The organism is Citrobacter sp. wls615 (assembly GCF_005281355.1).
In the GTDB taxonomy this organism is placed as follows: Bacteria; Pseudomonadota; Gammaproteobacteria; order Enterobacterales; family Enterobacteriaceae; genus Citrobacter; species Citrobacter werkmanii.
In genome coordinates, this window is the sequence record NZ_SZXM01000020.1 from 65,169 (window position 1) to 91,551 (window position 26,383).

26 protein-coding genes and 1 other annotated feature (1 of these 27 running past the window's edge) are annotated in these 26,383 nt (G+C 51.4%); of the genes, 14 read left to right on the forward strand and 12 right to left on the reverse strand.

Annotation, left to right across the window (positions count from 1 at the left end; all coding sequences use genetic code 11):
• Positions 1-94, reverse strand: a sequence feature (Trp leader region) (it extends 1 nt beyond the left edge of the window).
• Entirely contained in the window at positions 71-115 is a 45-nt protein-coding gene (gene trpL / locus FDX04_RS06285) for a trp operon leader peptide (RefSeq protein WP_012905981.1), read from the reverse strand. (Overlaps the previous feature by 24 nt.)
• A 123-nt stretch (positions 116-238) precedes the next feature.
• On the opposite strand from trpL, the gene rnm reads away from it, so the two are divergent.
• The 3 genes from rnm (at position 239) to rluB (ending at position 2,722) form a co-directional block, all read left to right on the forward strand.
• Positions 239-1,129, forward strand: coding sequence for an RNase AM (gene rnm / locus FDX04_RS06290; RefSeq protein ID WP_137370628.1), 891 nt, complete (start codon positions 239-241; stop codon positions 1,127-1,129).
• A complete protein-coding gene (locus tag FDX04_RS06295; protein ID WP_137365428.1) occupies positions 1,126-1,746 on the forward strand; it encodes an L-threonylcarbamoyladenylate synthase in 621 nt (206 codons plus the stop codon). The genes rnm and FDX04_RS06295 overlap by 4 nt, the downstream gene beginning before the upstream one ends.
• Positions 1,747-1,846: 100 nt before the next feature.
• Positions 1,847-2,722: a 23S rRNA pseudouridine(2605) synthase RluB gene (gene rluB, locus FDX04_RS06300; RefSeq protein WP_038640972.1), complete on the forward strand. Its 876-nt coding sequence runs from the start codon at positions 1,847-1,849 to the stop codon at positions 2,720-2,722.
• Between the two features lie 83 nt (positions 2,723-2,805).
• On the opposite strand, the gene cobO is transcribed toward rluB, so the two are convergent.
• Positions 2,806-3,396, reverse strand: a complete 591-nt coding sequence (cobO, locus tag FDX04_RS06305) for a cob(I)yrinic acid a,c-diamide adenosyltransferase (RefSeq protein WP_061381239.1) — start codon at positions 3,394-3,396, stop codon at positions 2,806-2,808.
• On the reverse strand, positions 3,393-4,154 hold the full coding sequence (locus FDX04_RS06310; RefSeq protein WP_079223959.1) for a YciK family oxidoreductase: 762 nt from the start codon (positions 4,152-4,154) through the stop codon (positions 3,393-3,395). Before FDX04_RS06310 ends, cobO begins: the two co-directional genes overlap by 4 nt.
• Positions 4,155-4,376: 222 nt before the next feature.
• On the opposite strand from FDX04_RS06310, the gene sohB reads away from it, so the two are divergent.
• Positions 4,377-5,423 (forward strand): protease SohB, encoded by a 1,047-nt coding sequence (sohB, locus tag FDX04_RS06315; RefSeq protein WP_137350290.1) that lies wholly within the window; start codon positions 4,377-4,379, stop codon positions 5,421-5,423.
• A 106-nt stretch (positions 5,424-5,529) separates the two neighbouring features.
• On the opposite strand, the gene FDX04_RS06320 is transcribed toward sohB, so the two are convergent.
• The gene (locus tag FDX04_RS06320) at positions 5,530-5,781 is read right to left on the reverse strand and encodes a YciN family protein (RefSeq protein WP_003020616.1); all 252 of its coding nucleotides are present in this window, start codon (positions 5,779-5,781) and stop codon (positions 5,530-5,532) included.
• A gap of 398 nt (positions 5,782-6,179) precedes the next feature.
• On the opposite strand from FDX04_RS06320, the gene topA reads away from it, so the two are divergent.
• The 5 genes from topA to acnA all read left to right on the forward strand — a co-directional run bounded on the left by topA (position 6,180) and on the right by acnA (position 13,569).
• Entirely contained in the window at positions 6,180-8,777 is a 2,598-nt protein-coding gene (gene topA / locus FDX04_RS06325; RefSeq protein WP_137350289.1) for a type I DNA topoisomerase, read from the forward strand.
• Between the two features lie 208 nt (positions 8,778-8,985).
• Positions 8,986-9,960 carry an HTH-type transcriptional regulator CysB gene (gene cysB / locus FDX04_RS06330; RefSeq protein ID WP_042308079.1) on the forward strand — a complete coding sequence of 325 codons (975 nt, stop codon included), beginning with the start codon at positions 8,986-8,988 and terminating at the stop codon, positions 9,958-9,960.
• Between the two features lie 312 nt (positions 9,961-10,272).
• A complete protein-coding gene (locus FDX04_RS06335; RefSeq protein WP_213083790.1) occupies positions 10,273-10,413 on the forward strand; it encodes a YmiA family putative membrane protein in 141 nt (46 codons plus the stop codon).
• A gap of 3 nt (positions 10,414-10,416) precedes the next feature.
• Positions 10,417-10,584, forward strand: coding sequence for a hypothetical protein (locus FDX04_RS24125; RefSeq protein ID WP_170975145.1), 168 nt, complete (start codon positions 10,417-10,419; stop codon positions 10,582-10,584).
• A gap of 309 nt (positions 10,585-10,893) precedes the next feature.
• The gene (acnA, locus tag FDX04_RS06340; protein WP_137370629.1) at positions 10,894-13,569 is read left to right on the forward strand and encodes an aconitate hydratase AcnA; all 2,676 of its coding nucleotides are present in this window, start codon (positions 10,894-10,896) and stop codon (positions 13,567-13,569) included.
• A 53-nt stretch (positions 13,570-13,622) separates the two neighbouring features.
• On the opposite strand, the gene ribA is transcribed toward acnA, so the two are convergent.
• Positions 13,623-14,213: a GTP cyclohydrolase II gene (ribA, locus tag FDX04_RS06345; RefSeq protein WP_038640958.1), complete on the reverse strand. Its 591-nt coding sequence runs from the start codon at positions 14,211-14,213 to the stop codon at positions 13,623-13,625.
• 201 nt (positions 14,214-14,414) lie between these two features.
• Between ribA and pgpB the strand changes: the two genes are divergently transcribed.
• The 5 genes from pgpB to yciH all read left to right on the forward strand — a co-directional run bounded on the left by pgpB (position 14,415) and on the right by yciH (position 18,067).
• Positions 14,415-15,179: a phosphatidylglycerophosphatase B gene (gene pgpB, locus FDX04_RS06350; protein WP_137370630.1), complete on the forward strand. Its 765-nt coding sequence runs from the start codon at positions 14,415-14,417 to the stop codon at positions 15,177-15,179.
• A 149-nt stretch (positions 15,180-15,328) separates the two neighbouring features.
• Entirely contained in the window at positions 15,329-15,637 is a 309-nt protein-coding gene (locus tag FDX04_RS06355) for a LapA family protein (RefSeq protein WP_137370631.1), read from the forward strand.
• A gap of 6 nt (positions 15,638-15,643) precedes the next feature.
• Positions 15,644-16,813 (forward strand): lipopolysaccharide assembly protein LapB, encoded by a 1,170-nt coding sequence (lapB, locus tag FDX04_RS06360; protein ID WP_038640951.1) that lies wholly within the window; start codon positions 15,644-15,646, stop codon positions 16,811-16,813.
• 189 nt (positions 16,814-17,002) lie between these two features.
• Positions 17,003-17,740, forward strand: coding sequence for an orotidine-5'-phosphate decarboxylase (pyrF, locus tag FDX04_RS06365; protein WP_137350304.1), 738 nt, complete (start codon positions 17,003-17,005; stop codon positions 17,738-17,740).
• Positions 17,741-18,067 carry a stress response translation initiation inhibitor YciH gene (gene yciH, locus FDX04_RS06370; RefSeq protein WP_137370632.1) on the forward strand — a complete coding sequence of 109 codons (327 nt, stop codon included), beginning with the start codon at positions 17,741-17,743 and terminating at the stop codon, positions 18,065-18,067.
• Positions 18,068-18,155: 88 nt separating this feature from the next.
• Here the strand turns inward: yciH and osmB are convergent, their stop codons facing one another.
• The 7 genes from osmB to fabI all read right to left on the reverse strand — a co-directional run bounded on the left by osmB (position 18,156) and on the right by fabI (position 26,263).
• Positions 18,156-18,374, reverse strand: coding sequence for an osmotically-inducible lipoprotein OsmB (gene osmB, locus FDX04_RS06375; RefSeq protein ID WP_038640946.1), 219 nt, complete (start codon positions 18,372-18,374; stop codon positions 18,156-18,158).
• A 268-nt stretch (positions 18,375-18,642) separates the two neighbouring features.
• A complete protein-coding gene (locus tag FDX04_RS06380) occupies positions 18,643-19,395 on the reverse strand; it encodes a DNA-binding transcriptional regulator YciT (RefSeq protein WP_137370633.1) in 753 nt (250 codons plus the stop codon).
• An 81-nt stretch (positions 19,396-19,476) separates the two neighbouring features.
• Positions 19,477-19,659, reverse strand: a complete 183-nt coding sequence (locus FDX04_RS06385) for a hypothetical protein (protein ID WP_042308514.1) — start codon at positions 19,657-19,659, stop codon at positions 19,477-19,479.
• A 182-nt stretch (positions 19,660-19,841) separates the two neighbouring features.
• Positions 19,842-21,833 (reverse strand): cyclic di-GMP phosphodiesterase, encoded by a 1,992-nt coding sequence (gene pdeR / locus FDX04_RS06395; RefSeq protein ID WP_137370634.1) that lies wholly within the window; start codon positions 21,831-21,833, stop codon positions 19,842-19,844.
• Between the two features lie 264 nt (positions 21,834-22,097).
• The gene (locus FDX04_RS06405; protein ID WP_137370635.1) at positions 22,098-24,032 is read right to left on the reverse strand and encodes an exoribonuclease II; all 1,935 of its coding nucleotides are present in this window, start codon (positions 24,030-24,032) and stop codon (positions 22,098-22,100) included.
• 89 nt (positions 24,033-24,121) lie between these two features.
• Positions 24,122-25,264 (reverse strand): carboxymuconolactone decarboxylase family protein, encoded by a 1,143-nt coding sequence (locus FDX04_RS06410; protein WP_137370636.1) that lies wholly within the window; start codon positions 25,262-25,264, stop codon positions 24,122-24,124.
• A 210-nt stretch (positions 25,265-25,474) separates the two neighbouring features.
• Entirely contained in the window at positions 25,475-26,263 is a 789-nt protein-coding gene (fabI, locus tag FDX04_RS06415; protein ID WP_042308097.1) for an enoyl-ACP reductase FabI, read from the reverse strand.
• Positions 26,264-26,383: the final 120 nt, after the last annotated feature.

Below are 26,383 nucleotides of genomic sequence, written 5' to 3' on the forward strand. Positions count from 1 at the left end.
AAAAAAAGCCCGCTCAGTTGGCGGGCCGGGTATCTGGTTGCATATTGCAGACGTAAGACACTGCCCGAAATCAGGAAGTGCGCCACCAACCGTGCAGGACAAATGTTGCTTTCATCTCAGATACCTTCTTCATGTGAACTTGCGTACTAGTTAACTAGTTCAGTGGGGTAAAGTCAACACCTGATTTCAGTAAATTTGTCGAAACCGCTATGATGGGCGTGTTACGACATTTATTGAAATGGGAGCCGCCTTGAGCGACACGAATTACGCAGTGATTTATGACCTGCACAGTCATACTACAGCCTCTGATGGGCGATTAACCCCTGAAGCCTTAGTACACCGTGCGGTAGAGATGCGAGTCGGTACACTGGCGATCACCGATCATGACACCACGGCCGGTATTGCGGCGGCAAGAGAAGAAATTTCACGTTCGGGTTTAGCGTTAAATCTGATCTCAGGTGTTGAGATTTCTACGGTGTGGGAAAATCATGAGATCCATATTGTGGGTCTGAATATTGATATTTCTCATCCACTGATGTGCGAGTTTTTGGCGCAACAAACGGAACGCCGTCAGCAGCGCGCGCGCCTGATTGCTGAACGACTCGATAAAGCGCATATTCCCGGCGCATGGGAAGGCGCGTTGCGTCTGGCAGATGGCGGGGCGGTCACTCGGGGTCATTTTGCGCGTTTTCTGGTGGAGTGCGGAAAAGCCACGACAATCGCGGATGTTTTTAAAAAATACCTTGCCCGTGGGAAAACCGGTTACGTTCCGCCGCAGTGGTGTACAATAGAACAAGCTATTGATGTCATTCATCATTCTGGCGGTAAGGCAGTTCTGGCTCATCCGGGGCGGTACGATCTTAGCGCTAAGTGGCTGAAAAGACTGGTTGCATACTTCGCTGAACACCGTGGTGACGCGATGGAAGTGGCGCAGTGCCAACAGTCTCCCAATGAACGCACCCATCTGGCGACGCTTGCTCGCCAGCATCAATTGTGGGCATCGCAGGGATCTGATTTTCATCAGCCCTGCCCGTGGATTGAACTGGGTCGTAAACTCTGGTTGCCCGCGGGCGTAGAAGGAGTCTGGCAACTTTGGGAACAGCCTGAGATTACAGAGAGGAAAGTATGAGCCAGTTTTTTTATATTCATCCCGAAAACCCGCAGCCGCGGCTGATCAATCAGGCCGTTGAAATCGTGCGTAAGGGCGGGGTGATCGTCTATCCAACCGATTCCGGCTATGCGTTGGGCTGCAAAATTGAAGATAAAGGCGCAATGGAGCGCATTTGTCGCATTCGCCACCTGCCGGATGGACACAACTTTACGCTGATGTGCCGTGACCTGTCCGAACTGTCGACCTATTCGTTTGTCGATAACGTGGCTTTTCGTTTGATTAAAAATAATACGCCAGGCAACTACACCTTCATCCTGAAAGGGACGAAAGAAGTGCCGCGCCGTTTGTTGCAGGAAAAACGTAAGACCATCGGCCTGCGTGTGCCGTCGAATCCGATTGCGCTGGCGCTGCTGGAAGCACTGGGCGAGCCGATGCTCTCTACATCGCTGATGCTGCCGGGCAGTGAATTTACCGAGTCTGACCCGGAAGAGATTAAGGATCGTCTGGAGAAGCAGGTGGAGCTGATTATCCACGGCGGCTATCTCGGCCAGCAGCCGACCACAGTCATCGATTTAACTGACGATTCCCCGGTGGTCTTGCGTGAAGGCGTCGGCGACGTTAAACCTTTCTTATAAGGGCGCGAACCGCTATACTACGCGGCCTTAAAATGGCGCTGACTGGCGCCGTTGATTCTCCTGTTCGACGCCTGTGAAGGCGACATCTAAAGGAAGCTCTATGAGCGAAAAGTTACAAAAAGTGCTGGCGCGCGCCGGCCACGGTTCTCGCCGTGAAATTGAAACCATTATTGCCGCGGGCCGTGTGAGCGTTGATGGCAAAATTGCCACGCTCGGCGATCGCGTTGAAGTGACACCGGGTCTGAAAATCCGTATCGACGGTCATCTGATTTCAGTTAAAGAGTCTGCGGAACAAATCTGTCGCGTTCTGGCCTATTACAAACCAGAAGGTGAACTGTGTACCCGTAACGACCCGGAAGGTCGTCCGACCGTATTTGATCGTCTGCCAAAACTGCGCGATGCGCGCTGGATTGCCGTGGGGCGTCTGGATGTGAATACCTGCGGTTTATTGCTGTTCACTACCGACGGTGAACTGGCAAACCGTCTGATGCATCCAAGCCGTGAAGTTGAGCGTGAATATGCGGTGCGTGTGTTTGGTCAGGTTGATGACGCGAAACTGCGCGATCTGAGTCGTGGCGTACAGTTGGAAGATGGTCCGGCGGCGTTTAAAACAATCAAGTTCAGCGGTGGTGAAGGGATCAACCAGTGGTACAACGTCACGCTGACCGAAGGGCGTAACCGTGAAGTACGTCGACTGTGGGAAGCTGTAGGCGTGCAGGTAAGTCGTCTTATCCGTGTCCGTTACGGCGATATCCCGCTGCCGAAAGGCCTGCCGCGTGGCGGCTGGACGGAGCTTGATCTTGCGCAGACCAACTATTTACGTGAACTGGTGGAGCTGAAGCCGGAAACGACCTCTAAAGTTGCCGTCGAGAAAGATCGTCGTCGTATGAAGGCGAACCAGATCCGTCGTGCGGTGAAGCGCCACTCACAGGTCGGCAGCAGCCGTCGTCCGGGTGGTCGCAGCAACAACGGTTAATCATGACCAGGCCTGATAAGCAAAGCGCCATCAGGCGTTAGCGTGGAGCCGGATGCGGCAAAAGCGCCTTATCCGGCCTGGTGTCAGTAATCAATTCCCATCTGAGCCTTCACGCCTGCTTCAAACGCGTGCTTAACCGGGCGCAGTTCGCTCACCGTATCTGCTAACTCCAGAATATCGCGATGACATCCCCGACCGGTGATAATCACCGTCTGATGGGCAGGACGCGCATTTAAGGCATTGATAACCTCTTCAAGCGGCAGATAGTCGTACGCCACCATATAGGTCAGTTCGTCCAGGATAACCATATCAAGTTCAGCATCAGCCAGCATTCGCTTTCCATGTTCCCATACGGCCATACAGGCTGCGGTATCCGACTCGCGGTTTTGCGTGTCCCAGGTAAATCCTGTCGCCATAACCTGAAACTCTACGCCATGGGGTTCGAGTAAGTTTCGTTCACCGTTTGGCCAGGTACCTTTAATAAACTGCACCACGCCGACTTTTTTACCATGGCCCACCGCGCGCGTGGCGGTCCCGAACGCAGCGGTGGTTTTACCCTTACCGTTTCCGGTGAATACGATAATGATCCCGCGTTCATCCTTTGCAGCGGCAACGCGGGCATCAACCCGCTCTTTAACGCGCTGCTGGCGCTGCTGGTAGCGTTCTTCACTCATTGAGCTATTCCTGGTTTACGGCCCGGCTGGGCATCGAAAGTCATACCGGTTTTACGGCGGCTGTCATCGCCCATCAGCCACAGGTAGAGCGGCATAATATCGGCGGGGGTTTTCAATTTTTGCGGATCTTCAGTTGGAAATGCACTGGCTCGCATTCCGGTACGCGTACCGCCTGGATTGATACAGTTTACGCGCAGGTGACGGTTCTGATATTCATCTGCCAGAACCTGCATCATGCCTTCGGTAGCGAATTTGGAGGTAGCATATGCGCCCCAATTGGCGCGTCCCTGGCGACCGACGCTGGAAGAGGTAAAGACCAGCGATCCGGCATCGGATTTCAGCAATAGCGGCAGCAATGCCTGGGTCAGCATAAAGGTGGCATTCACATTTACCTGCATGACATCTTGCCAGATCTGCGGATTTTGTTCACTCATTGGACAAATATCACCCAGTAATCCGGCATTATGTAGTACGCCATCCAGACGTGGAAAATGTGCGGCAATGCGCTGTGCGAGCTGGTGGCATTCTTCAGAAGTACAAGTGAGCAGATCCAGCGTGAACCAGTGTGGCTGCGTACCGTTTTCATCGGCAATAGTGCGGGCAACCTGGCGCAGTTTTTCTTCGTTACGCCCAAGCAGAATAACGGTCGCGCCGTAACGCACATAGGTCTGTGCAGCTTCACGTCCGATACCATCACTGGCACCGGTAACCAGAATAATGCGGTCCTGTAAAAGGTCTTGTTTAGGTTGGTAATGCACGGCTACTCCTCGGCAACGCTCTGGCCATCTCGTTCGCGATAACGTTTCGGCTTTATGCCTTAAACCCTGTTCTTTTTCAATCAGCCAAAGGCAATAACACCGCAAAATGAACGCTTTGTCATGCTTTTTGCTGATTCAGCACCAGGATGGATGAAGCAAGACGGGTTAAGCAGCCTGTTGTACACTGAGCGGGAATAGCGTTGTTTAACCAAGGTGGGTCTCGTGGAATTGTTGTCTGAATATGGGCTGTTTTTGGCAAAAATTGTCACTGTCGTGGTGGCTATTGCGGTAGTTGTGATGCTGATTGTGAACGCGACACAACGCAAGCGTCAGCGCGGGGAGCTGCGGGTAGTTAACCTCAGCGAGCAATATAAAGAGATGAAGGATGATCTGTCGCTGGCATTACTGGACGGGCATCAGCAAAAATTCTGGCATAAGGCGCAGAAAAAGAAACAGAAACTGGAAGCGAAGGCAGCCAAGGCAAAAGCGAAACTGGGAGACAGTACGTCATCTGATAAACCACGTGTATGGGTGCTGGATTTTAAAGGCAGCATGGACGCCCATGAGGTCAGCGCGTTACGTGAGGAAGTGACGGCGGTGCTGGCAGTGGTTAAACCGCAGGATCAGGTGGTGGTTCGCCTGGAAAGCCCGGGCGGTGTGGTTCATGGTTATGGCCTGGCTGCATCGCAGTTACAGCGTCTGCGCGATAAGCAGATTCCGTTGACCGTAACGGTGGATAAAGTCGCCGCGAGCGGTGGGTATATGATGGCCTGCGTAGCCGATAAAATTGTCTCGGCACCGTTTGCTATCGTCGGGTCGATTGGCGTCGTGGCGCAGATCCCGAACTTTAACCGCTTTCTGAAAGGGAAGGATATTGATATCGAACTGCACACCGCCGGACAGTACAAGCGTACGCTGACGCTGCTGGGTGAAAACACGGAAGAAGGGCGGCAGAAATTCCGCGAAGATCTGAATGAAACCCATCACCTGTTTAAGGATTTTGTGCAGCGCATGCGTCCGACTCTGGACATTGAGCAGGTTGCCACCGGCGAACACTGGTTTGGGCAACAGGCGCTGGCGAACGGGCTGGTGGATGAAATCAATACCAGTGATGAAGTGATCCTCGGGCTAATGGAAGGGCGCGAAGTGTTGAGCGTTCGCTATATGCAGCGCAAAAAACTGATGGATCGCTTTACCGGGAGTGCGGCCGAGAGCGCCGATCGTTTGCTGCTGCGCTGGTGGCAGCGGGGACAGAAACCGCTGATGTAAAATTGTCATTGCCGGATGGTGATGCTAAAGCATCTTACCCGGCCCAGGATGACAACATCCTGGGCCGGATATGGCAGAGCCGCCATCCGGCAAATCATTTCTTGTATTAATCGATCAAGTGATACTTTTCAGAAAGTACGTGTGCCAGGTGCTTAAACATATTAAACACCGCCGTACTTTTGGGCGTCGGAAGCCCTTGCTCGTCTAAAAAGTAATCGCCGCTGAAAACCAGCACGCCATTTCGCTGCGTAACGCCAGTGGCGACAATCCCCGCCAGCGTGTCCTCATGCTCACGAATGATTTTGTTGGCTTCAATCAGCAGCGTTTCGCGATCGATAGGTTGCGTGTCTTTATGCATTATTTACTCCTTAAACAAGGACATTAGTCTACGCCGAGCCCGGCTTATGGGCAAATATTCCCTGACATAAATGAAGGTCTTACGTCAGGGTTGCAACTGGCGAGATTTGTTTTTGCATGCTAATAAAGTTGCGTAACGCATTTTATCAGGTACAGTGTGACGCTTTCGTCAATCTGGCAACAGATTTGCTTGACATTCGACCAATACTTCGTCGTGCTATAGCGTTTGTGAGAAAAAAAGCCTGTCAACTCAGTTACATGAGAGTTACATTACAAGCGCGAATCAGTTTAAGGGGTTGATATCCACCGACGCAGAGACCATATCGATGTCTCGTCGCCAGTGGAAGGTGAATCAACGTGCGACGCATTCTGGAAGAATCAAATTAGGTAAAGGTGAATATGGGTAAAGCTCTTGTCATCGTTGAGTCCCCGGCAAAAGCCAAAACGATCAACAAGTATCTGGGTAATGACTACGTGGTGAAATCCAGCGTCGGTCATATCCGTGATTTGCCGACCAGTGGCTCAGCAACTAAAAAGAGCGCCGACTCAACCTCCACCAAAACGGCTAAAAAGCCCAAAAAGGATGAACGTGGCGCTCTCGTCAACCGCATGGGTGTTGACCCATGGCACAACTGGGATGCGCGCTATGAAGTGCTGCCTGGTAAAGAGAAAGTTGTTTCTGAACTGAAGCAACTGGCTGAAAAAGCCGACCACATCTATCTCGCAACCGACCTTGACCGCGAAGGGGAAGCCATTGCATGGCACCTGCGGGAAGTGATCGGCGGCGATGACACACGCTACAGCCGCGTGGTGTTTAACGAAATTACCAAGAACGCTATTCGTCAGGCGTTTGAAAAACCGGGCGAACTGAACATCGACCGGGTTAACGCGCAACAGGCGCGCCGCTTTATGGACCGCGTGGTGGGCTATATGGTGTCGCCGCTGCTGTGGAAAAAAATTGCGCGTGGTTTGTCTGCAGGCCGCGTACAGTCGGTTGCTGTACGTCTGGTGGTTGAGCGTGAACGTGAAATCAAAGCATTTGTCCCAGAAGAGTTCTGGGAAATTGGTGCTGACACGACCACGCCTGGTGGCGATGCTTTGCCGCTTGAGGTGACGCATCAGAATGATAAACCGTTCCGCCCGGTCAACCGGGAACAAACGCTTGCCGCTGTTAGCCTGTTGGAAAAAGCGCGCTATAGCGTTCTGGAACGTGAAGATAAACCGACCAGCAGCAAGCCGGGCGCGCCGTTTATTACCTCCACGCTACAGCAGGCTGCGAGCACGCGTCTGGGCTTTGGCGTGAAGAAAACCATGATGATGGCACAGCGCTTGTACGAAGCGGGTTACATCACCTATATGCGTACGGACTCAACAAACCTGAGTCAGGACGCCGTCACCATGGTTCGCGATTACATCAGCGATAATTTTGGTAAAAAATATCTGCCGGAGAGCGCGAACCAGTACGCCAGCAAAGAGAACTCTCAGGAAGCGCACGAAGCTATCCGTCCCTCCGATGTCGCCGTACAGGCGGAATCACTGAAAGACATGGAAGCTGATGCGCAGAAACTGTACCAGTTGATCTGGCGTCAGTTTGTTGCCTGCCAGATGACGCCGGCGAAATACGATTCCACCACCTTAACCGTGGGCGCGGGTGATTTCCGCCTGAAAGCGCGTGGTCGTATTCTGCGTTTCGATGGCTGGACCAAAGTGATGCCTGCGCTGCGTAAGGGCGATGAAGACCGTATCTTACCGGCGGTGGATAAAGGCGATACGTTGACGCTTGTCGAACTGACGCCAGCGCAACACTTTACCAAACCGCCTGCGCGTTTCAGTGAAGCCTCGCTGGTTAAAGAGCTTGAAAAGCGTGGTATTGGTCGTCCATCAACATATGCGTCGATTATTTCCACGATTCAGGATCGCGGCTATGTTCGCGTTGAGAACCGTCGCTTCTATGCTGAGAAAATGGGTGAAATTGTCACCGATCGTCTGGAAGAAAACTTCCGCGAACTGATGAACTACGATTTTACCGCGCAGATGGAAGACAGCCTCGACCAGGTGGCGAATCACGAAGCCGAATGGAAAGGCGTACTCGACAACTTCTTCACCGATTTTACTCAGCAACTGGATAAAGCCGAGAAAGATCCTGAGGAGGGCGGTATGCGTCCGAATCAGATGGTGCTGACCAGCATTGATTGCCCGACCTGCGGACGCAAGATGGGTATTCGTACCGCCAGCACCGGCGTTTTCCTCGGCTGTTCCGGCTATGCGCTGTCGCCGAAAGAGCGTTGCAAAACCACCATTAACCTGGTGCCGGAAAACGAAGTGCTGAACGTGCTGGAAGGCGACGACGCGGAAACGAACGCTCTGCGCGCCAAACGTCGCTGCCAGAAGTGCGGTACGGCGATGGACAGCTACCTTATCGATCCTAAGCGTAAGCTGCATGTATGTGGTAATAACCCGACCTGCGACGGCTACGAGATCGAAGAGGGTGAATTCCGCATCAAGGGGTATGACGGTCCTATCGTTGAGTGCGAAAAATGTGGTTCTGAAATGCACCTGAAAATGGGGCGTTTCGGTAAGTACATGGCGTGTACCAACGACGAGTGCAAAAACACTCGTAAGATCCTGCGTAACGGTGAAGTCGCTCCGCCGAAAGAAGATCCGGTTCCGCTGCCGGAACTGCCGTGTGAAAAATCTGACGCGTATTTTGTGTTACGTGATGGCGCTGCAGGTATCTTCCTGGCGGCAAATACGTTCCCGAAATCACGTGAGACCCGCGCGCCGTTAGTGGAAGAGCTGTACCGCTTCCGCGATCGTCTGCCGGAAAAACTGCGTTATCTGGCAGACGCGCCGCAGACGGACCCGGACGGCAACAAGTCCATGGTCCGTTTCAGCCGTAAAACCAAGCAGCAATACGTTGCCGCTGAGAAAGACGGTAAGGCGACCGGCTGGTCCGCGTTCTTTGTTGACGGTAAATGGGTTGAAGGGAAGAAATAACGGCATTCCGCCTGAATTTCTCCTTAAAGGGTCGCGTAAGCGACCCTTTTTGTTTCTGGCGTATTATTTTTTGTCATGCCTATACAGCTTACATAGAAATGATATAGTGGTTATAGTTAACACGTTTTTTATTATTAAATCGTATTAGCAGCGCTAACGAGCCTGCTTTGAAACGATGATCTGATGGCATAAATCGGGATGGCTTAACATGAAATTACAGCAGCTTCGCTACATTGTTGAGGTGGTGAACCACAACCTTAATGTCTCCTCAACGGCGGAAGGGCTTTATACCTCCCAGCCAGGCATCAGTAAGCAAGTTCGTATGCTTGAAGATGAACTTGGTATCCAGATTTTTGCCCGTAGCGGTAAGCACCTGACGCAGGTTACGCCAGCGGGGCAGGAAGTCATCCGTATTGCGCGTGAGGTACTGTCGAAGGTGGATGCCATTAAGTCCGTTGCCGGCGAACATACCTGGCCGGACAAAGGCTCGTTATACATCGCGACGACCCACACACAAGCACGTTACGCACTGCCAAACGTGATTAAAGGTTTTATTGAGCGATACCCTCGCGTCTCTTTGCACATGCACCAGGGATCGCCGACGCAAATCGCCGAAGCCGTTTCGAAAGGGAATGCAGACTTTGCCATTGCGACAGAAGCCCTGCATCTGTATGACGATTTGGTGATGCTGCCTTGCTATCACTGGAACCGCTCGATCGTCGTGACGCCGGATCATCCGCTGGCGGGAAAAGCGTCCGTTTCTATTGAAGAGTTAGCGCAGTATCCGCTGGTCACCTACACCTTCGGTTTTACCGGGCGTTCGGAACTGGATACCGCTTTTAATCGTGCGGGTCTGGAGCCGCGGATAGTTTTTACCGCGACCGATGCCGATGTCATTAAAACCTATGTGCGTCTGGGCCTCGGCGTGGGGGTAATTGCCAGCATGGCGGTTGATCCCGTCTCCGACCCGGATCTTGTCCGTGTTGACGCGCACGATATCTTTAGTCATAGCACCACCAAAATTGGTTTTCGTCGCAGTACGTTTTTACGCAGTTACATGTATGATTTCATTCAACGTTTCGCGCCACATCTGACGCGAGATGTGGTGGATACTGCGGTGGCGCTGCGTTCGAATGATGATATTGAAGCCATGTTTAAAGATATTAAATTGCCTGAGAAATAATACCTGCTGTTATCTCGTCGGTATCCTTCTGCATAATGCGATACCGACGGGAGACGCTGAATATTGATAATTTGTCGTGAATAAATTAACCATATATAGTTTGTGGAAAAGGTTCTCTAAAGTAGTTTCAAATTAGTTAGCTTGCCAAAAATTCCTTTCAAATATTTATAACCGATCAAACAATCGATTTATTTATCAGGATGAGTCCGAAAATTAACTGGCTTTTTTTTGCCTTTTTTATTAGGATTCCTCCTATCTGATGATTAATTGTACCGATTGTTTGGTGCCTAAATGATAAGTGATTTCGATAGTATGAGGTTAGCAATGCCTTCAGGAAACCAGCCTGCACGCAGGGATCCCGCGATGAAACGTAAAGCCTGGTTTGCTGTTTTTCTCGGCTCCGCTGTGTTCTGGATTGTCGTCGCGCTCGTGGTCTGGCAAGTGTGGGGGTAGGTCATGTCCGCACCGGAACAACACGCCACCGTAACGCCATCTCCTCATGAAAATGAACAAGAGAGCAATAGCGGCGCAGAGAATGGGCCGGAAATCCCCACCTCCTGGACACTTTCCCCTGAACAACGCGCGTTTATTGATCTGTTTACTGATGATGAACAGAAACAGTAATTAATACCAATTTTATTGTCATTATTATTTGCCCTCTGTCTGATACTTCGTATGACTTATTACATGCAATCGCGATGTCCCCCGCTAATCAGCATATTATCGATTGCATACATACCTGTTACACATTAACGCGACCCACTTTCGCTCTCGTACCTTCTCCTCGCAATTTATACCACACGCCGCTTTTCTGATGTTCTCCACTTTTATCAATTTGAGTTGTTATCAAAGCGTTACATTTTGTTTGTGTTATCTTTAATACTAACCCTGAAGAAAATCAGGGGATCCAACCCTGTCATTTAAGGAGGAGCTATGTCGTCGACCCTACGCGAAGCCAGTAAGGACACATTGCAGGTTAATGATAAAACCTACCGTTACTACAGCTTGCCTCTGGCCGCACAAACACTGGGTGATATCACCCGCCTGCCTAAATCGTTAAAAGTTTTGCTGGAGAACCTGCTTCGCTGGCAGGACGAAAATACCGTTACCGAAGACGATATTCATGCCCTGGCGCGTTGGTTGGAAACCGCGCATGCCGATCGTGAGATTGCCTATCGACCCGCTCGCGTTTTGATGCAGGACTTTACCGGCGTACCCGCAGTGGTCGATCTGGCCGCTATGCGCGAAGCGGTAAAACGTTTGGGCGGGGATACGGCAAAAGTGAATCCGCTTTCGCCAGTTGATCTTGTCATAGACCACTCCGTAACGGTGGATCGTTTCGGTGATGATGACGCTTTCGAAGAGAACGTCCGTCTGGAAATGGAACGTAACCATGAGCGCTATGTGTTTCTGAAATGGGGACAGCAAGCATTCAGTCGCTTCAGCGTTGTGCCGCCGGGAACGGGGATTTGTCACCAGGTTAACCTTGAATATTTGGGTAAAGCCGTCTGGAGCGAATTACAAAACGGTGAATGGGTGGCTTATCCGGATACGCTGGTCGGTACCGATTCCCATACTACGATGATAAATGGTCTCGGTGTGCTGGGCTGGGGCGTCGGGGGCATTGAAGCCGAAGCCGCGATGCTGGGCCAGCCGGTCTCAATGCTTATCCCTGACGTGGTAGGCTTCAAGCTGGTAGGTAAACTGCGGGAAGGTATCACCGCAACCGATCTGGTGCTGACCGTCACCCAAATGCTGCGTAAGCACGGTGTGGTTGGGAAATTTGTTGAATTCTATGGCGATGGTCTGGACACCTTACCGCTGGCCGATCGGGCAACCATTGCGAACATGTCGCCGGAATATGGCGCAACCTGTGGTTTCTTCCCGATTGATGACATCACTCTTGAATATATGCGCCTGAGCGGACGCAGTGAGGAGCAGGTCGAACTGGTCGGCGCTTATGCTAAAGCGCAGGGGATGTGGCGTAACCCAGGCGATGAACCCGTATTTACCAGCTCGCTGGAGCTGGATATGGGGAGTGTGGAGGCGAGCCTTGCCGGGCCGAAACGTCCGCAGGATCGGGTTGCGCTCGCTGATGTCCCGAAAGCGTTCTCGGCGAGTAACGAGCTTGAAGTGAATAGCTCGCTAAAAGATCGTCAGCCAGTGGACTATACAATGAACGGGCATCAATACCAGTTGCCGGATGGCGCGGTGGTGATTGCGGCGATCACCTCCTGTACCAACACCTCTAACCCAAGCGTATTGATGGCGGCGGGACTGCTGGCGAAGAAAGCGGTTACGCTCGGTCTGAAACGTCAACCCTGGGTTAAAGCTTCACTGGCGCCTGGCTCTAAAGTCGTTTCTGACTATCTGGCACAGGCCGGGTTCACACCGTATCTCGATGAGTTGGGCTTTAACCTCGTGGGTTATGGCTGTACTACCTGTATAGGTAATTCCGGACCGTTGCCCGATCCTATTGAGACGGCGATCAAAAAAGGCGATCTCACGGTTGGCGCAGTGCTTTCCGGCAACCGTAACTTTGAAGGACGCATCCATCCGCTCGTCAAGACGAACTGGTTGGCGTCTCCGCCGCTGGTAGTAGCTTACGCACTGGCGGGGAATATGAATATCAACCTGACGAAAGATCCGTTAGGTCATGATAGAAAAGGCGATCCCGTTTACTTGAAAGATATCTGGCCAACTGCGCAGGAAATCGCCCGAGCCGTTGAGCAGGTGTCTACCGCTATGTTCCATAAAGAGTATGCCGAAGTGTTTGAAGGCACGCCGGAATGGAAAGCGATTCAAGTTGATCGGGCTGACACCTATGGCTGGCAGTCGGACTCGACCTATATCCGTTTGTCGCCGTTCTTTGATGGTATGCAGGCTACGCCGGATCCGGTGCGGGACATTCATGGCGCCCGCATTCTGGCGATGTTAGGCGACTCGGTGACCACCGACCATATTTCTCCGGCAGGTAGCATTAAAGCGGATAGCCCGGCCGGTCGGTATTTGCAAAGCCACGGCGTTGAGCGCAAAGACTTTAACTCCTACGGCTCCCGACGCGGAAACCATGAAGTGATGATGCGCGGTACTTTTGCCAATATTCGTATTCGTAATGAGATGGTGCCAGGCGTGGAAGGCGGGATGACGCGGCATTTGCCGGGGACGGAAGTGGTGGCTATCTATGATGCCGCCATGCAATACCAACAGGAGAATGTTCCGTTGGCAGTCATTGCCGGTAAGGAATATGGTTCTGGCTCCAGTCGTGACTGGGCTGCGAAAGGTCCACGCTTGCTGGGTGTACGCGTGGTTATTGCTGAGTCCTTTGAGCGAATTCACCGTTCTAACCTGATCGGCATGGGGATTCTACCGCTTGAGTTCCCACAGGGGGTTACGCGTAAAACGCTGGGATTAACCGGTGAGGAAGCGATTGATATTACGGACCTGCAAAACATTAAACCGGGGGCGACAGTTCCGGTAAGTTTGTCTCGGGCGGATGGGCGTAAAGAGGTGATTTTGTGCCGTTGCCGCATCGATACCGCGACGGAGTTAACGTATTACCAGAACGACGGTATTCTCCACTATGTCATTCGTAATATGTTGAAATAACATGTAAAAAAGCCTGCGTGAGCAGGCTTTTCTCTGTACCGGGTAAACGGAAATTATTTATTTAACAAATGGCCCATCTTCGCGGCTTTGGTATCCAGATAATGTTCATTATTCGGATTACGACCCACAATCAGCGGCACGCGTTCAACGATATTGATACCCGCTTCGGTCAGAATTTCCACTTTCTTCGGGTTATTGGTCAACAAACGTACCTCGTCAACGCCCAGCAGCTTGAACATGTCCGCACACAGCGTGAAATCACGCTCGTCTGCCGCAAATCCTAACTGATGATTGGCTTCAACCGTATCATAACCCTGGTCCTGCAACGCATAGGCGCGGATTTTATTTAGCAGGCCAATGTTGCGTCCTTCCTGACGATGATAGAGCAGAATGCCACGCCCTTCTTCAGCAATGTGGGACAGGGCCGCTTCGAGCTGGAAACCGCAATCGCAACGTAGGCTAAACAGCGCATCGCCAGTCAGACACTCAGAGTGGACACGCGCCAGGACAGGTGTTTGGCCTGTAATATCGCCAAAAATCAGCGCGACATGATCGTGTCCGGTTGCCAGTTCTTCAAATCCCACCATCAGGAAATCGCCCCAGGGGGTTGGCAGTTTGGCTTCTGCCACACGTTTAAGCTGCATGTAATTCTCCAGATTATGCTGGCACTGTCGTGCCGTCGCCTGTTGGCTTCTGTTCTGTATTGCACTATTTTGCCATAAGCCAGCGATGTTCACCTAATTGCGACAACGGATTCGCTTTTGGAATGGCACAAAATTGTCAATTTTTCCGGCGTGCGCATTTTTCAGTTATGATTGTGAGACTTATCGACGAAAGGAGAGGCAATGCTTTCAATTGCAAAGCGCACCGCAGTCGGCGCCGGACTGCTGCTTATCATGCCGGTTGCTGTATGGGTATCAGGTTGGAGTTGGCAACCAGGGCATAATGTCTGGTGGTTAAAATCCCTGTACTGGGTAACGGAAACGGTGACACAGCCATGGGGAATTATCACTCACGTAGCGCTCTGTGCATGGTTTTTGTGGTGTTTGCGTTTTCGTCTGAAAGCAGCGCTAATGCTGTTTGCGATCCTGGCGGCGGCGATTTTAGTTGGGCAGGGCGTGAAGTCCTGGGTTAAAGACAGGGTGCAGGAACCGCGGCCATTTGTCGTATGGCTGGAAAAAACGCACCATATTCCGGTTGATGAGTTCTACACTTTAAAACGTAAAGATCGTGGGAACTTAGTCAAAGAACAATTAGCCGAACAGCGGGACGTGCCAACGTTTCTACGTAAGCACTGGCAAAAAGAAACAGGGTTTGCTTTTCCATCCGGACATACGATGTTTGCTGCCAGCTGGGCTTTGTTGGCGGTAGGATTGCTGTGGCCACGCAGACGCACGCTGACTATTGCATTCTTGCTCATCTGGGCGACGGGTGTGATGGGGAGCCGTTTGCTGCTCGGAATGCACTGGCCCCGTGATTTGGTGGTCGCAACGCTGATTTCCTGGCTGTTGGTGACCCTGGCAACCTGGCTTGCGCAGCGGATATGCGGGCCTTTAACACCGCCAGTACAGGAGACAAAAGAAATTGCGCAGCGTGAACAAGAAAGTTAGCTATGATTGATTTTTCGAATTTTGCCCTTAAATCAGAAGGCATAAAGCGCTTTTCCATTTCGCACTCGGTGTGAAAATGGTAATTTAAAGGGCTCAACGCGGTAAGTTGGACACGATTTATTCGCTCAAACCACATAACGGGAAGTAATGTGAAATATTTACTCATTTTCTTACTGGTGTTGGCGATTTTTGTTATTTCGGTGACATTAGGTGCGCAAAACGATCAACAGGTTACGTTTAATTACCTGCTGGCTCAGGGTGAGCATCGTATCTCTACGCTGCTTGCTGTATTGTTTGCCGCAGGTTTTGCGATTGGTTGGCTAATTTGCGGCCTTTTCTGGCTGAAGGTTCGAGTGTCTCTTGCGCGCGCCGAACGTAAAATCAAACGACTGGAAAACCAGCTTGCGCCTGCGACCGACGTTGCGGTATCCGCCGATTCGTCGGTTGTAAAGGAATAATTATTTATGTTGGAGTTGTTGTTTCTGCTTTTACCTGTAGCCGCTGCCTATGGGTGGTATATGGGTCGCAGAAGTGCGCAACAAACAAAGCAGGATGAAGCTAACCGACTTTCCCGTGACTATGTCGCCGGGGTTAACTTCCTCCTGAGCAACCAACAAGATAAAGCGGTGGATCTGTTCCTCGATATGCTGAAAGAGGATACGGGCACCGTTGAGGCTCATCTCACCCTCGGAAACCTGTTCCGTTCGCGCGGTGAAGTCGATCGTGCAATCCGCATCCACCAAACCCTTATGGAAAGCGCCTCGCTGACCTACGAACAGCGTTTGCTGGCAGTGCAACAACTGGGCCGCGACTACATGGCCGCCGGCCTGTATGACCGTGCGGAAGATATGTTCAATCAGCTGACCGATGAAACCGATTTTCGCGTTGGCGCATTACAGCAGTTGCTGCAAATTTATCAGGCAACCAGCGAATGGCAAAAAGCCATTGACGTTGCAGAGCGTCTGGTAAAGCTTGGCAAAGACAAACAACGCATTGAGATAGCGCATTTTTACTGCGAACTGGCGTTACAGCAAATGGGCAACGACGATATGGATCGTGCCATGACGCTGTTGAAAAAAGGGGCGGCAGCAGACAAAAACAGCGCCCGCGTTTCCATCATGATGGGGCGCGTATATATGCTGAACGGCGATTACTCCAGGGCGGTTGAAAGTCTGCAACGGGTGATTTCTCAGGATAAAGAGCTGGTCAGTGAAACGCTGGAAATGCTGCAAAGCTGCTACCAGCATTTGGGAAAAAACGATGAGTGGGCAGAGTTTTTACGCCGTGCGGTTGAGGAAAACACAGGTGCCGCCGCTGAACTGATGCTTGCAGATATCCTTGAGGCGCGTGAGGGGACTGATACCGCTCAGGTTTATATCACTCGTCAGCTGCAACGGCATCCTACGATGCGTGTATTCCACAAGCTGATGGATTATCATCTTAACGAAGCAGAAGAAGGGCGCGCCAAAGAGAGCCTGATGGTGCTGCGCGATATGGTCGGGGAGCAGGTACGTAGTAAGCCGCGCTATCGCTGTCAGAAATGCGGGTTTACCGCTTATACGCTGTACTGGCATTGTCCATCCTGCCGTTCATGGTCAACCATTAAACCTATTCGTGGGCTTGATGGGCTGTAATTTTTAAAAAAACTTCAACTTAGTTACAACATCCTGGTAGGGTGTAATCGTCCCATCATCAACCCCCGCGGCCGGTTCGCCTGGCAGAAATGTAATCGCGCCTGTTAATTTTCTATTGCCGCAGGTAGAATGCACGCCGTTTACCCATTTTGCGCCACCGGTGGCGCCCATCCTCAGGAAGGTCTGGTCATGACGTTTACTGCTTCATCTTCTTCTCGTGCTGTTACTGATTCTCCTGTCGTTGTCGCTCTTGATTACGCAAATCGTGATAAAGCATTAGCTTTTGTCGACAGAATTGATCCTCGTGATTGCCGTTTGAAAGTGGGCAAGGAGATGTTCACGCTTTTTGGACCTCAGTTGGTTCGTGAACTACAACAACGTGGTTTTGATGTCTTTCTTGATTTGAAATTTCATGACATTCCCAATACAACTGCACATGCCGTAGCTGCAGCTGCCGATCTCGGCGTGTGGATGGTTAACGTACACGCCTCTGGCGGGGCGCGCATGATGACGGCTGCCCGTGAGGCCCTGGTGCCTTTTGGTAAGGATGCGCCATTGCTAATTGCTGTGACGGTTCTGACCAGCATGGAAGCCAGCGATCTCGCCGATCTCGGTGTGACGTTGTCACCAGCAGAGCATGCTGAAAGACTGGCGCGTTTAACTCAACATTGCGGGCTGGACGGTGTCGTATGCTCAGCGCAGGAAGCGGTACGATTCAAACAGGCGTTTGGACAGGCATTTAAGTTAGTGACGCCGGGTATTCGCCCTGAAGGCAGTGAAGCGGGCGATCAGCGTCGTATTATGACGCCAGAGCAGGCGCAGTTAGCCGGTGTGGATTACATGGTGATTGGTCGTCCGGTCACGCAGTCTGCTGACCCGGCGCAGACGCTGAAGATGATCAATGCCTCTCTGAAACGAGGTGTGTAAATGAGCGATTCAAACTCTCGCCTGGTCTATTCAACCGACTCCGGGCGAATTGAAGAACCGAAGGCCGCCCCTGAGCGTCCAAAGGGTGATGGTATTATCCGCATTCAACGCCAGACCAGTGGCCGCAAAGGGAAGGGCGTGTGCCTGATTACCGGTATTGATCAGGATGATGCTGAACTGGCTAAATTAGCCGCGGAACTGAAGAAAAAATGTGGTTGCGGTGGGGCGGTAAAAGATGGTGTGATTGAAATTCAGGGCGATAAACGTGACCTGATAAAATCATTGCTGGAAGCCAAAGGCATGAAAGTAAAACTGGCTGGCGGTTAATAAAAAGCCACGGAGATAATCAGTGGCTTTTTAAAATACAGAGCTGAAAAAGTAAACGTTTAATTATATCGAGCTGGTCAACCGTAAATTATTTACCTACCTGATGGCCAATAATACCACCGACAGCAGCACCACCCAGCGTACCCAGCGCGCTGCCATCCGTCAGGACTGCACCACCTACTGCACCCGCACCAGCCCCGATAGCGGTGTTACGGTCGCGTTTGGACCAGTTAGAGCAGGCGCTCAGAGACATTGCCAGAGTAAGCGCCAGAATGGCTGCGGTCATTTTTTTGCTCGTTACTAACATAATACTTTCTCCTGAATTATTGATTCACGGAATCCAGTGTTCTTTAAGGATAGCGCTAAATCGTGACTATCAAAGATATTTCCGTGTAACCGTTTAGCGAAAGCATGACAACCAATATCCTGCAGTTGGATGTTCGCTCCTGTTATATCGCTAACATTAATTTTACGAGTTTATCCTGTTAACAACAGGTAAAAAGTCTTAATTGGGTTGTCAGATAACTCTCAGAGAAGAGATGATTTGCCTGCCGACAAATCATCTTGCGCAGGCATTATGCGTTGGTATCAATGATATTGACGGTTAATCCTGAATACTCAAGCTGCATTTGTACGCTGGCGCTGAGCTTAGAGTCCGTCACGACGCGGCTGAACCGCTCTAAAGGCCCCAGGGTGTAAGGGTGAATAGCGTCGAATTTTGAGCTGTCGGTAAGCACAATAACCTCTGCGCCTTTTTCCAGTACCGCATTAACCACATCAGAACGCATCATATCGCGTCCGGTGAAGCCGGTGTCTGCCTGCCAGCCATCAATGCCGATAAAGGCCTTACTGAAGTGTACCTGCTGGATAAACTGGCGAGTTAAGGGGCCGACCATGCTCTCACTTTTTTTCTGATAAATCCCACCAAGGAGAATCACTTCACAGGGCGTTTCTTTGAGCAGGTGAGCGATGTAGCTGCTCACCGTAATGATAGTGACATCTTTTTGCTCCGCCAGGGTTCTTGCCAGTAGCGCGTTGCTGCTGCCGTTCTCAATGAATACAGACTCGCCGGGGCTGACCAGCGATGCAGCGAATTCAGCCAGCTCACGTTTTAGCGTGAAATTGGTCATCATGCGCGTTTCCACATCATCGCTGTTTAACGAAACAGCAAATCCGTGCGCACGGCGTAAATAACTCTGTTTTTCCAGCGTATTCAGATCCTGTCGAATCGTCACTTCTGAAACGCCGGTGATTTTTGCCAGATCGGCGACGCTCATCTGACCTTTATCGGTCACCATCTGCAAAATAGATTGTTGTCGGGAATTCATAGTATTAATTTTTATAGCAATGTCGTATCGGAAAATAAACGGAAGTCTGCTGATAGCAGTAACATCAAGAGAGCGATGTCATCAGATCTCCCACGGAGCTTTCTGTTTTGTTGACAAAGATTGAGTATCTTCTTTGACCGTGTTTAACAGTTCAGCCTTCAGAATTTCGAGATTGTGGATGGCTGAGTGGTAATCACCTGCAACGAGGATATCCAGCACGGTATCAATGCGTTCGGCCAGACGCTGAGCGTCGATATCAGACATGGTCATCATCCAAAGGGCAATAGAGTTTGAATTTCATGATGCAGAATTTCATGACAAAAGAGAAGGGAAAAATAGTATTAACATGAATGATTGAAGAATATTATATATTCTGTGATTACATACAGATAGGATCATCACGTATTGTCCATTTATGGCTATTTTCTCCGATCAATCTTTCTGCATTATCGCGTATTTTTGTTCAGGTGTCGTCGATACCATCGTTCAAACGCAGCCGCAGGCATGGGCTTGGCGAATAAGAATCCCTGACGCTCATTGACGCCATTCTTGGTCAGAAACGCATCCTCTTTTGCACTTTCAACGCCTTCGGCGATGACCTGCAGGTTGAGCGCCTGCGCAACCGCGACAATGGCCCGCACCAGCGACTGCGAAATAGGTTGCTTGTGCACATCTCTGACAAAGGTTTGATCCAGTTTTATGGCATCAAGCGGGAAGCGGGCCAGTTGAGACAGCGACGAATAGCCGGTGCCAAAATCATCCAAATGGATTTGTGCCCCCAACTGGCTAAATTGCTGAATGACGGATAGCGCCAACTGCTCATTTTCAATCAAACTGCTTTCCGTTAATTCAACATCGATGGGGCAGTATTCAAAGTTGAGATCGTGAAGCACCTGCTTGAGAGCGGTAAAAAGCGTCTGGTCGGCGAGCTGGCGCGCAGACACGTTTACCGCCACGCGTAGATTTATTCCCTTGGCACGCCATTTTGCCACCTGGCGCACAACGTCCAGAATAACCCATCGGCCGAGTGGAACAATGAGCCCTGATTCTTCGGCGTAAGAGATAAACTCTAACGGCGGTATGAGGCCACGTTCCGGGGACTGCCAACGAACCAAAGCCTCAAGACTCCGTACTTCACCGCGCCAGGTTATTTTTGGCTGATAGTGGATAACCAGTTGATCGTTTTCCAGCGCCTTACGCAGATTGGTGTCTAACCACAAATATTCAAAAACCCGCTGATTCATTTCCGGAGAGAAGACGCAAAACTGACCACGACCGCCTTCTTTTGCCGTGTACATGGCCGTATCCGCGTTACGGATGACGCTCTCGCCGTCCTGTCCATGCTGTGGTGCGAGAGAAATACCGATTGAACATCCGGTATAGACCTCTATTAGTCCAATGCGAAAAGGTTGACGCAGGCGCGTCAGAATACGTGATGCCGTAGCCTCCAGCGCGCCCTGGGACGTTTCGGTGGCAAGGACAATAAATTCATCACCGCCAAATCTTGCCAGTAGTTGGTTGTCGTCGAGGCAACTGAGGATTGCCAGCGATACACTCTGTAACAGCTGATCGCCAAACATATGCCCGTAGGCATCATTAACTTTTTTAAAGTTATCCAAATCGAGATATACAATCCCAACTTGCGTATCACCCGCGTTTTCGATGGCGTTGCTGATCAGCTCGTGAATTGCGTTGCGATTCGGTAAACCGGTGATGGAGTCGGTATTTGCCAGCACCCGTAGACGCTCCTGAGCGCGGCGCTCTTCAGTGATATCGGTACCGGAACAGATCAGAAATATTTCGTTCTTACCGCTACCGTTATGCACAAACTTATTGCGGAACAGAAACAGGCGCTGGCCTTTGCAGGTTTTAACCCAACGTTCGACCTCATAAGAATTACCATCGCGAAAAAACACCGCAATGTTGCGTCTTGAGGCTGCGGCTTCGCGCCGGCTCATAAATAGCGTGAAAACGCTTTGGCCAATCACTTCACGCTCTTTGAGACCGGTGTACTCTTCGCACAGGCGATTAAAGCGCTGGATGTTGCCCATACGGTCAAGAATGACAATGACGGCGTTAGCTTCAGAAACAACCTGCTCAGCGAAGGAGAGGCCGTGAGCCAGGTCGCGCGCGACGGAAGGGGTGTCATCCCAGGCGGATGCGCTACCGGCCCATTCGCGCTTATTGATTTTCCTGCCGACCAGATGGACGGGAATGTCGTCATCTTCAATGGGGAGTGTCATCAACAGGCTCGACGTAATCACAGTCATTTCACGAATGCGGTCGGCTTGCTCAACTGACAATTCGACGGTCTGATCGGCTGCTGACGCTTCGTCGATAGAGAAATGCAGGATGTTGCAATCCTCTGACAGGCGCCAGTAGGGGTTATGAGTGCCCACATAGCTATACAACGTAACCCGCTCCCGGACGTCTTTCATGATGTGTACTATCCCGCTTAAAGCGCATAGAGCCTCAAAAGTATAGGTAGCCATGATTCATACAGGGTGATTATGGCTGAACGTATTGTTTTATTTATATATTGATATGTAATCCAGAATCTAAAAAAAGCAAAGCTAGCGGAACTGAAAATAGTAAAAAAATAAATTAGACCGGATGAAAGAAGTGTAGTGCGTGGTGGAGATTTGGGAGAGAAAAGAAAACGACCTTTCACAAGAAGAGAAAGGCCGTTAGCTTCATCGATGTTACGCGGCTGGACGAGCGATAACGCTGCGGGTTTCCATCCGCACTTCAGCAATGGTGACATCAATCACATCTGTGACTTTGTAAACCACTTCACCTTTGATTTGTACGGTACCGCTTTCCTGGCTGCATACCAGTTCGTCACGAACAGCATGCAGGAACGGGGCTGGAATAAATGCGATTGCACCATTATCCACTAAACGCACTCGCATACCGCCGCGGCTGACGTCAATGATCTCGGCAGCGAAGCGGGCGTCGGTGCCGGCTTTGTCGCTCAGGAAGCGGGCGTATAACCAGTCACCCACATCGCGTTCGGCCATGCGGTTCAGGCGACGACGTTCGGCCATTTGCAGGGTCGTATCATCCTGCGGACGGGCAATCGTTTCGCCTTTGATGACCGCCTTAAGCAGACGGTGGTTGATCATGTCGCCATACTTACGAATAGGAGAGGTCCAGGTGGCATAGGCTTCCAGACCCAGCCCAAAGTGCGGGCCTGGCTCGGTGCTGATTTCAGCATACGACTGGAACCGGCGAATACGGCTATCGAGGAAACCGGAAGGCTGCGCATCCAGTTCGCGGCGCAGTTTGCAGAAGCCTTCCAGCGTCAGAACCTCTTCGGCATCTACGTGCATACCATGGGTTTTCAGCAGCGCAGCCAGCGCGTCGGCGTTTGCCGGATCAAATCCCATATGGACGTTATAAATACCGAAGCCCAGCGTGTCGCGAAGTACGCGTGCAGCACAAATATTTGCCGCAATCATTGACTCTTCCACGATACGGTTAGCGATGCGACGCGGTTCCGCCACAATATCCAGCACTTCGCCTTTCTCTCCGAGGACAAAACGGTAATCCGGACGATCTTTAAATACCAGCGCGTGGTTGTGCCGCCATTCACCACGGCTCAGACAAATACGATGCAGTAGACGGATTTGTTCAGCAATCGCGTCGTTTTCAGGCTGCCAGTCGCCGGTGCCTTCCAGCCAGTCTGAAACGTTATCATAGGCCAGCTTCGCTTTGGACTCGATAGTCGCTGCAAAGAAGGTGATGTTATCCTCAATCGTACCGTCGGCGGTAATGTTCATACGGCAAGCCAGAACCGGACGCACTTCGTTCGCGCGCAGAGAGCACAGATCGTCAGACAGCTCACGTGGCAGCATCGGGATATTGAACCCCGGAAGATAGTTGGTAAACGCACGAATTCTCGCCGTTTTATCCAGTTTGCTGCCTTCTGCAATCCAGGCGGTAGGATCGGCAATAGCGACGGTTAACTGTAGCTTGCCATCGGCCAGTTCTTCGGCATACAGTGCATCGTCCATATCTTCGGTGCTGGCGCTGTCGATGGTGACGAAATTGAGGGCAGTTAAGTCCTGACGCACCAGACCTTCGTCCAGCATTTCAGTCGCTATGCCGTCCGGGGCTTCTTTTTCGAGATTATGGCGCGCCAGCGTGACCCACCACGGAACAAAGTGATCGTCCGCAAAGGTGATAAATTGGGTTAATTCAGCGTAGAAGGTGCGATCGCCTTTCAGCGGATGGCGGCGCATTTCGGCCACGGCCCAGTCACCTTCTTTAAATTCATGTTCAACGCCACGGGCGGCGCGACAAGGGATCGCATCTTTCAGTAACGGATGGTCCGGCACAATGGACAGACGGTCATTTTTGCCCTGAATTTTACCCACGAAGCGCGTCAGGAAGGGTTCGATAAGTTCTTCCGGCTCAGCAGACTCGCGATCTTTTTCCGTATGGATCACCGCAACAATACGGTCGCCATGCATCACTTTTTTCATCTGCGGCGGTGGAATGAAATAGCTTTTTTGTGCATCGACTTCCAGGAAGCCAAAGCCTTTTTCCGTGGCTTTTACCACCCCTTCAGCACGCGGCGTCTGGGAATGTAGTTGCTGTTTAAGCTGCGCTAGCAGCGGGTTGTCCTGAAGCATAATTGTCTATTTTCGTGGCTAAAAGAGCGGCTGACAGTTTTACGCGATTCTGCCAGTTGCAGCAAGCGCTCTTTAAGTAAGTGGATCGGTTAATACGTCTCGCCCAGCGCGATTTTCAAGCGATTTAACCATCCGCATAATCCACTCCAGGCCAGCAGGTTAATCGCCTGTTCTGAAGAGATACCCTGATCGAACAACGGTGTTAACAGTGCGGCGCTAAAGCGGTCGGGCGCTCGGGTAAGCCATTGTACCGCCTGCAGGGTGACGCGCTCAACCGGATGTCGTTGTTCCCAGCGCTGCAATTCACGTTCGTCCTGACGAAGGACAGTGATGATGTCAGTTAATTCATGTGCGGTATGCGCGTGTTCATTAAAGCAGGCCACGCTGCCGTTGATGCGTGATGTCATCAGGGTCGTCAGAGAAAATGCCCGCGTCGGCATATCGCTGCGTTGTGTACTGGAAATCAGAGATCTGAGTAAATCTAATACGTCAGGTGAATGCGTTAGCAAGGGGATCAGCGCGTGCAGTTCGTTGGGATAACCTGCTATCGATTCAACGTAGGCATGCTGTTTTTCGCGCGCCAATGGCGCAGCGTGCCAGATTGAGTTTGTGGCGCTAAATGGCGAAGCGTGAGCGAATTGCTGTATATCCAGACCCGGTATTCGACGTACCGGGTGGGCGCACCAGGCCTGAAGTAATGCGACTACCCGCGCCTGAAAACCAACAAAGCCGATGATTTGATTCATCAGTATGTTATCGCAGGTGGTCAGCCCGACCGCATCAAGGTGCTGACGATCACGCTCGCCGATCACGGCAGGTGAACTGGCGAGCTGGCGCGCATATTGGGTGATTTGCGCCAGTCGGTGATTACTTTCACGAGACGAATCAGGACCCGGCAGCGGCGTTAAACGTGCGGCATAGTGATTACACAATCGCTGCACGCCATATACCTGAGCGACGGTCAGGGCGGTACTCATCCGTTCATAGGCGCTGAACGTATGCATCCGATCCAGTACGACATGAGCAGGGAAAAGAAGTTGGGCAAGTTTACGGGCAGGGGTTAACCAGGATTGAAAGGGTAAAAGTACGTCATGAGATATCGCCAGGTCCAGTAAAAAGCTGTCGTCAACATGAGCGGCCTCCGGCACCAGCGGCAGAACATCTTGCGGATACGTGCTGGATTGCGTCTCATGATACCAGTGGCTTTTGCCTACAATTCGGCGTTGTTCCATGGGCGTTCCTTGGTCTAAAAGTGGCGACCCGGACACGTCGTCATACACCTGCGCCGGATCGTTTGCGCTGCAATATCCTGACGTAAGCCGATGGGGGATGAAAGATTGTTACGTGATAATAAATATCGGAAAAGTATATATGGCGCAGGGCAGTGGCGGAGGCGGTGAAAATCATGGGCGACGGTAGGCCGCCCATAGAGGACTAAACGATTATTTCAGATCCAGCTCGTTCATCGCTGCAATGCTGAAGCCACCATCAACGTGAACGACTTCACCAGAGATACCGGCAGACAGATCGGAGCACAGGAATGCTGCGGAATTGCCCACATCTTCAATCGTCACGGTGCGGCGAATCGGCGTCACCGCTTCACAATGCGCCAGCATTTTACGGAAATCTTTAATGCCGGAAGCGGCAAGAGTACGGATTGGACCTGCGGAGATGGCGTTCACTCGTACACCTTCAGGACCCATTGCGTTAGCCATGTAACGGACGTTTGCCTCCAGAGAGGCTTTCGCCAGACCCATCACGTTGTAGTTAGGGATCGCGCGTTCTGCGCCCAGGTAGGATAGCGTCAGGAGCGCAGAGCCTGGGTTCAGCATAGAGCGGCAAGCTTTTGCCATCGCAACAAAGCTGTAAGCGCTGATGTCATGAGCAATTTTAAAACCTTCGCGGGTGACCGCATTCACATAGTCGCCATCCAACTGGTCAGCAGGCGCGAAACCGATGGAATGCACGAACCCGTCGAATTTCGGCCAGGACTGGCTCAGTTCAGCGAACATCGCATCAATGCTGGCGTCTTCGGCCACATCACATTGTAGTACGATGCTGGACCCCAGTTGAGCGGCAAATTCTTCCACACGGCCTTTTAGTTTGTCGTTCTGGTAGGTGAACGCCAGCTCAGCGCCTTCGCGATGCATGGCCTGAGCGATTCCCCAGGCAATGGACAATTTACTGGCAAGACCCGTCACCAGAATACGCTTACCGGAAAGAAAACCCATAGCTTTAATCCTTATGATCAGTGCTTCTTCGTAGCAATCAATGCGTGATGATTGCCATCTCAAAAACGCGCGAAATTGGTCTGAAATTATATCCTACTCATTGTTCCTTTTTGAATGGTT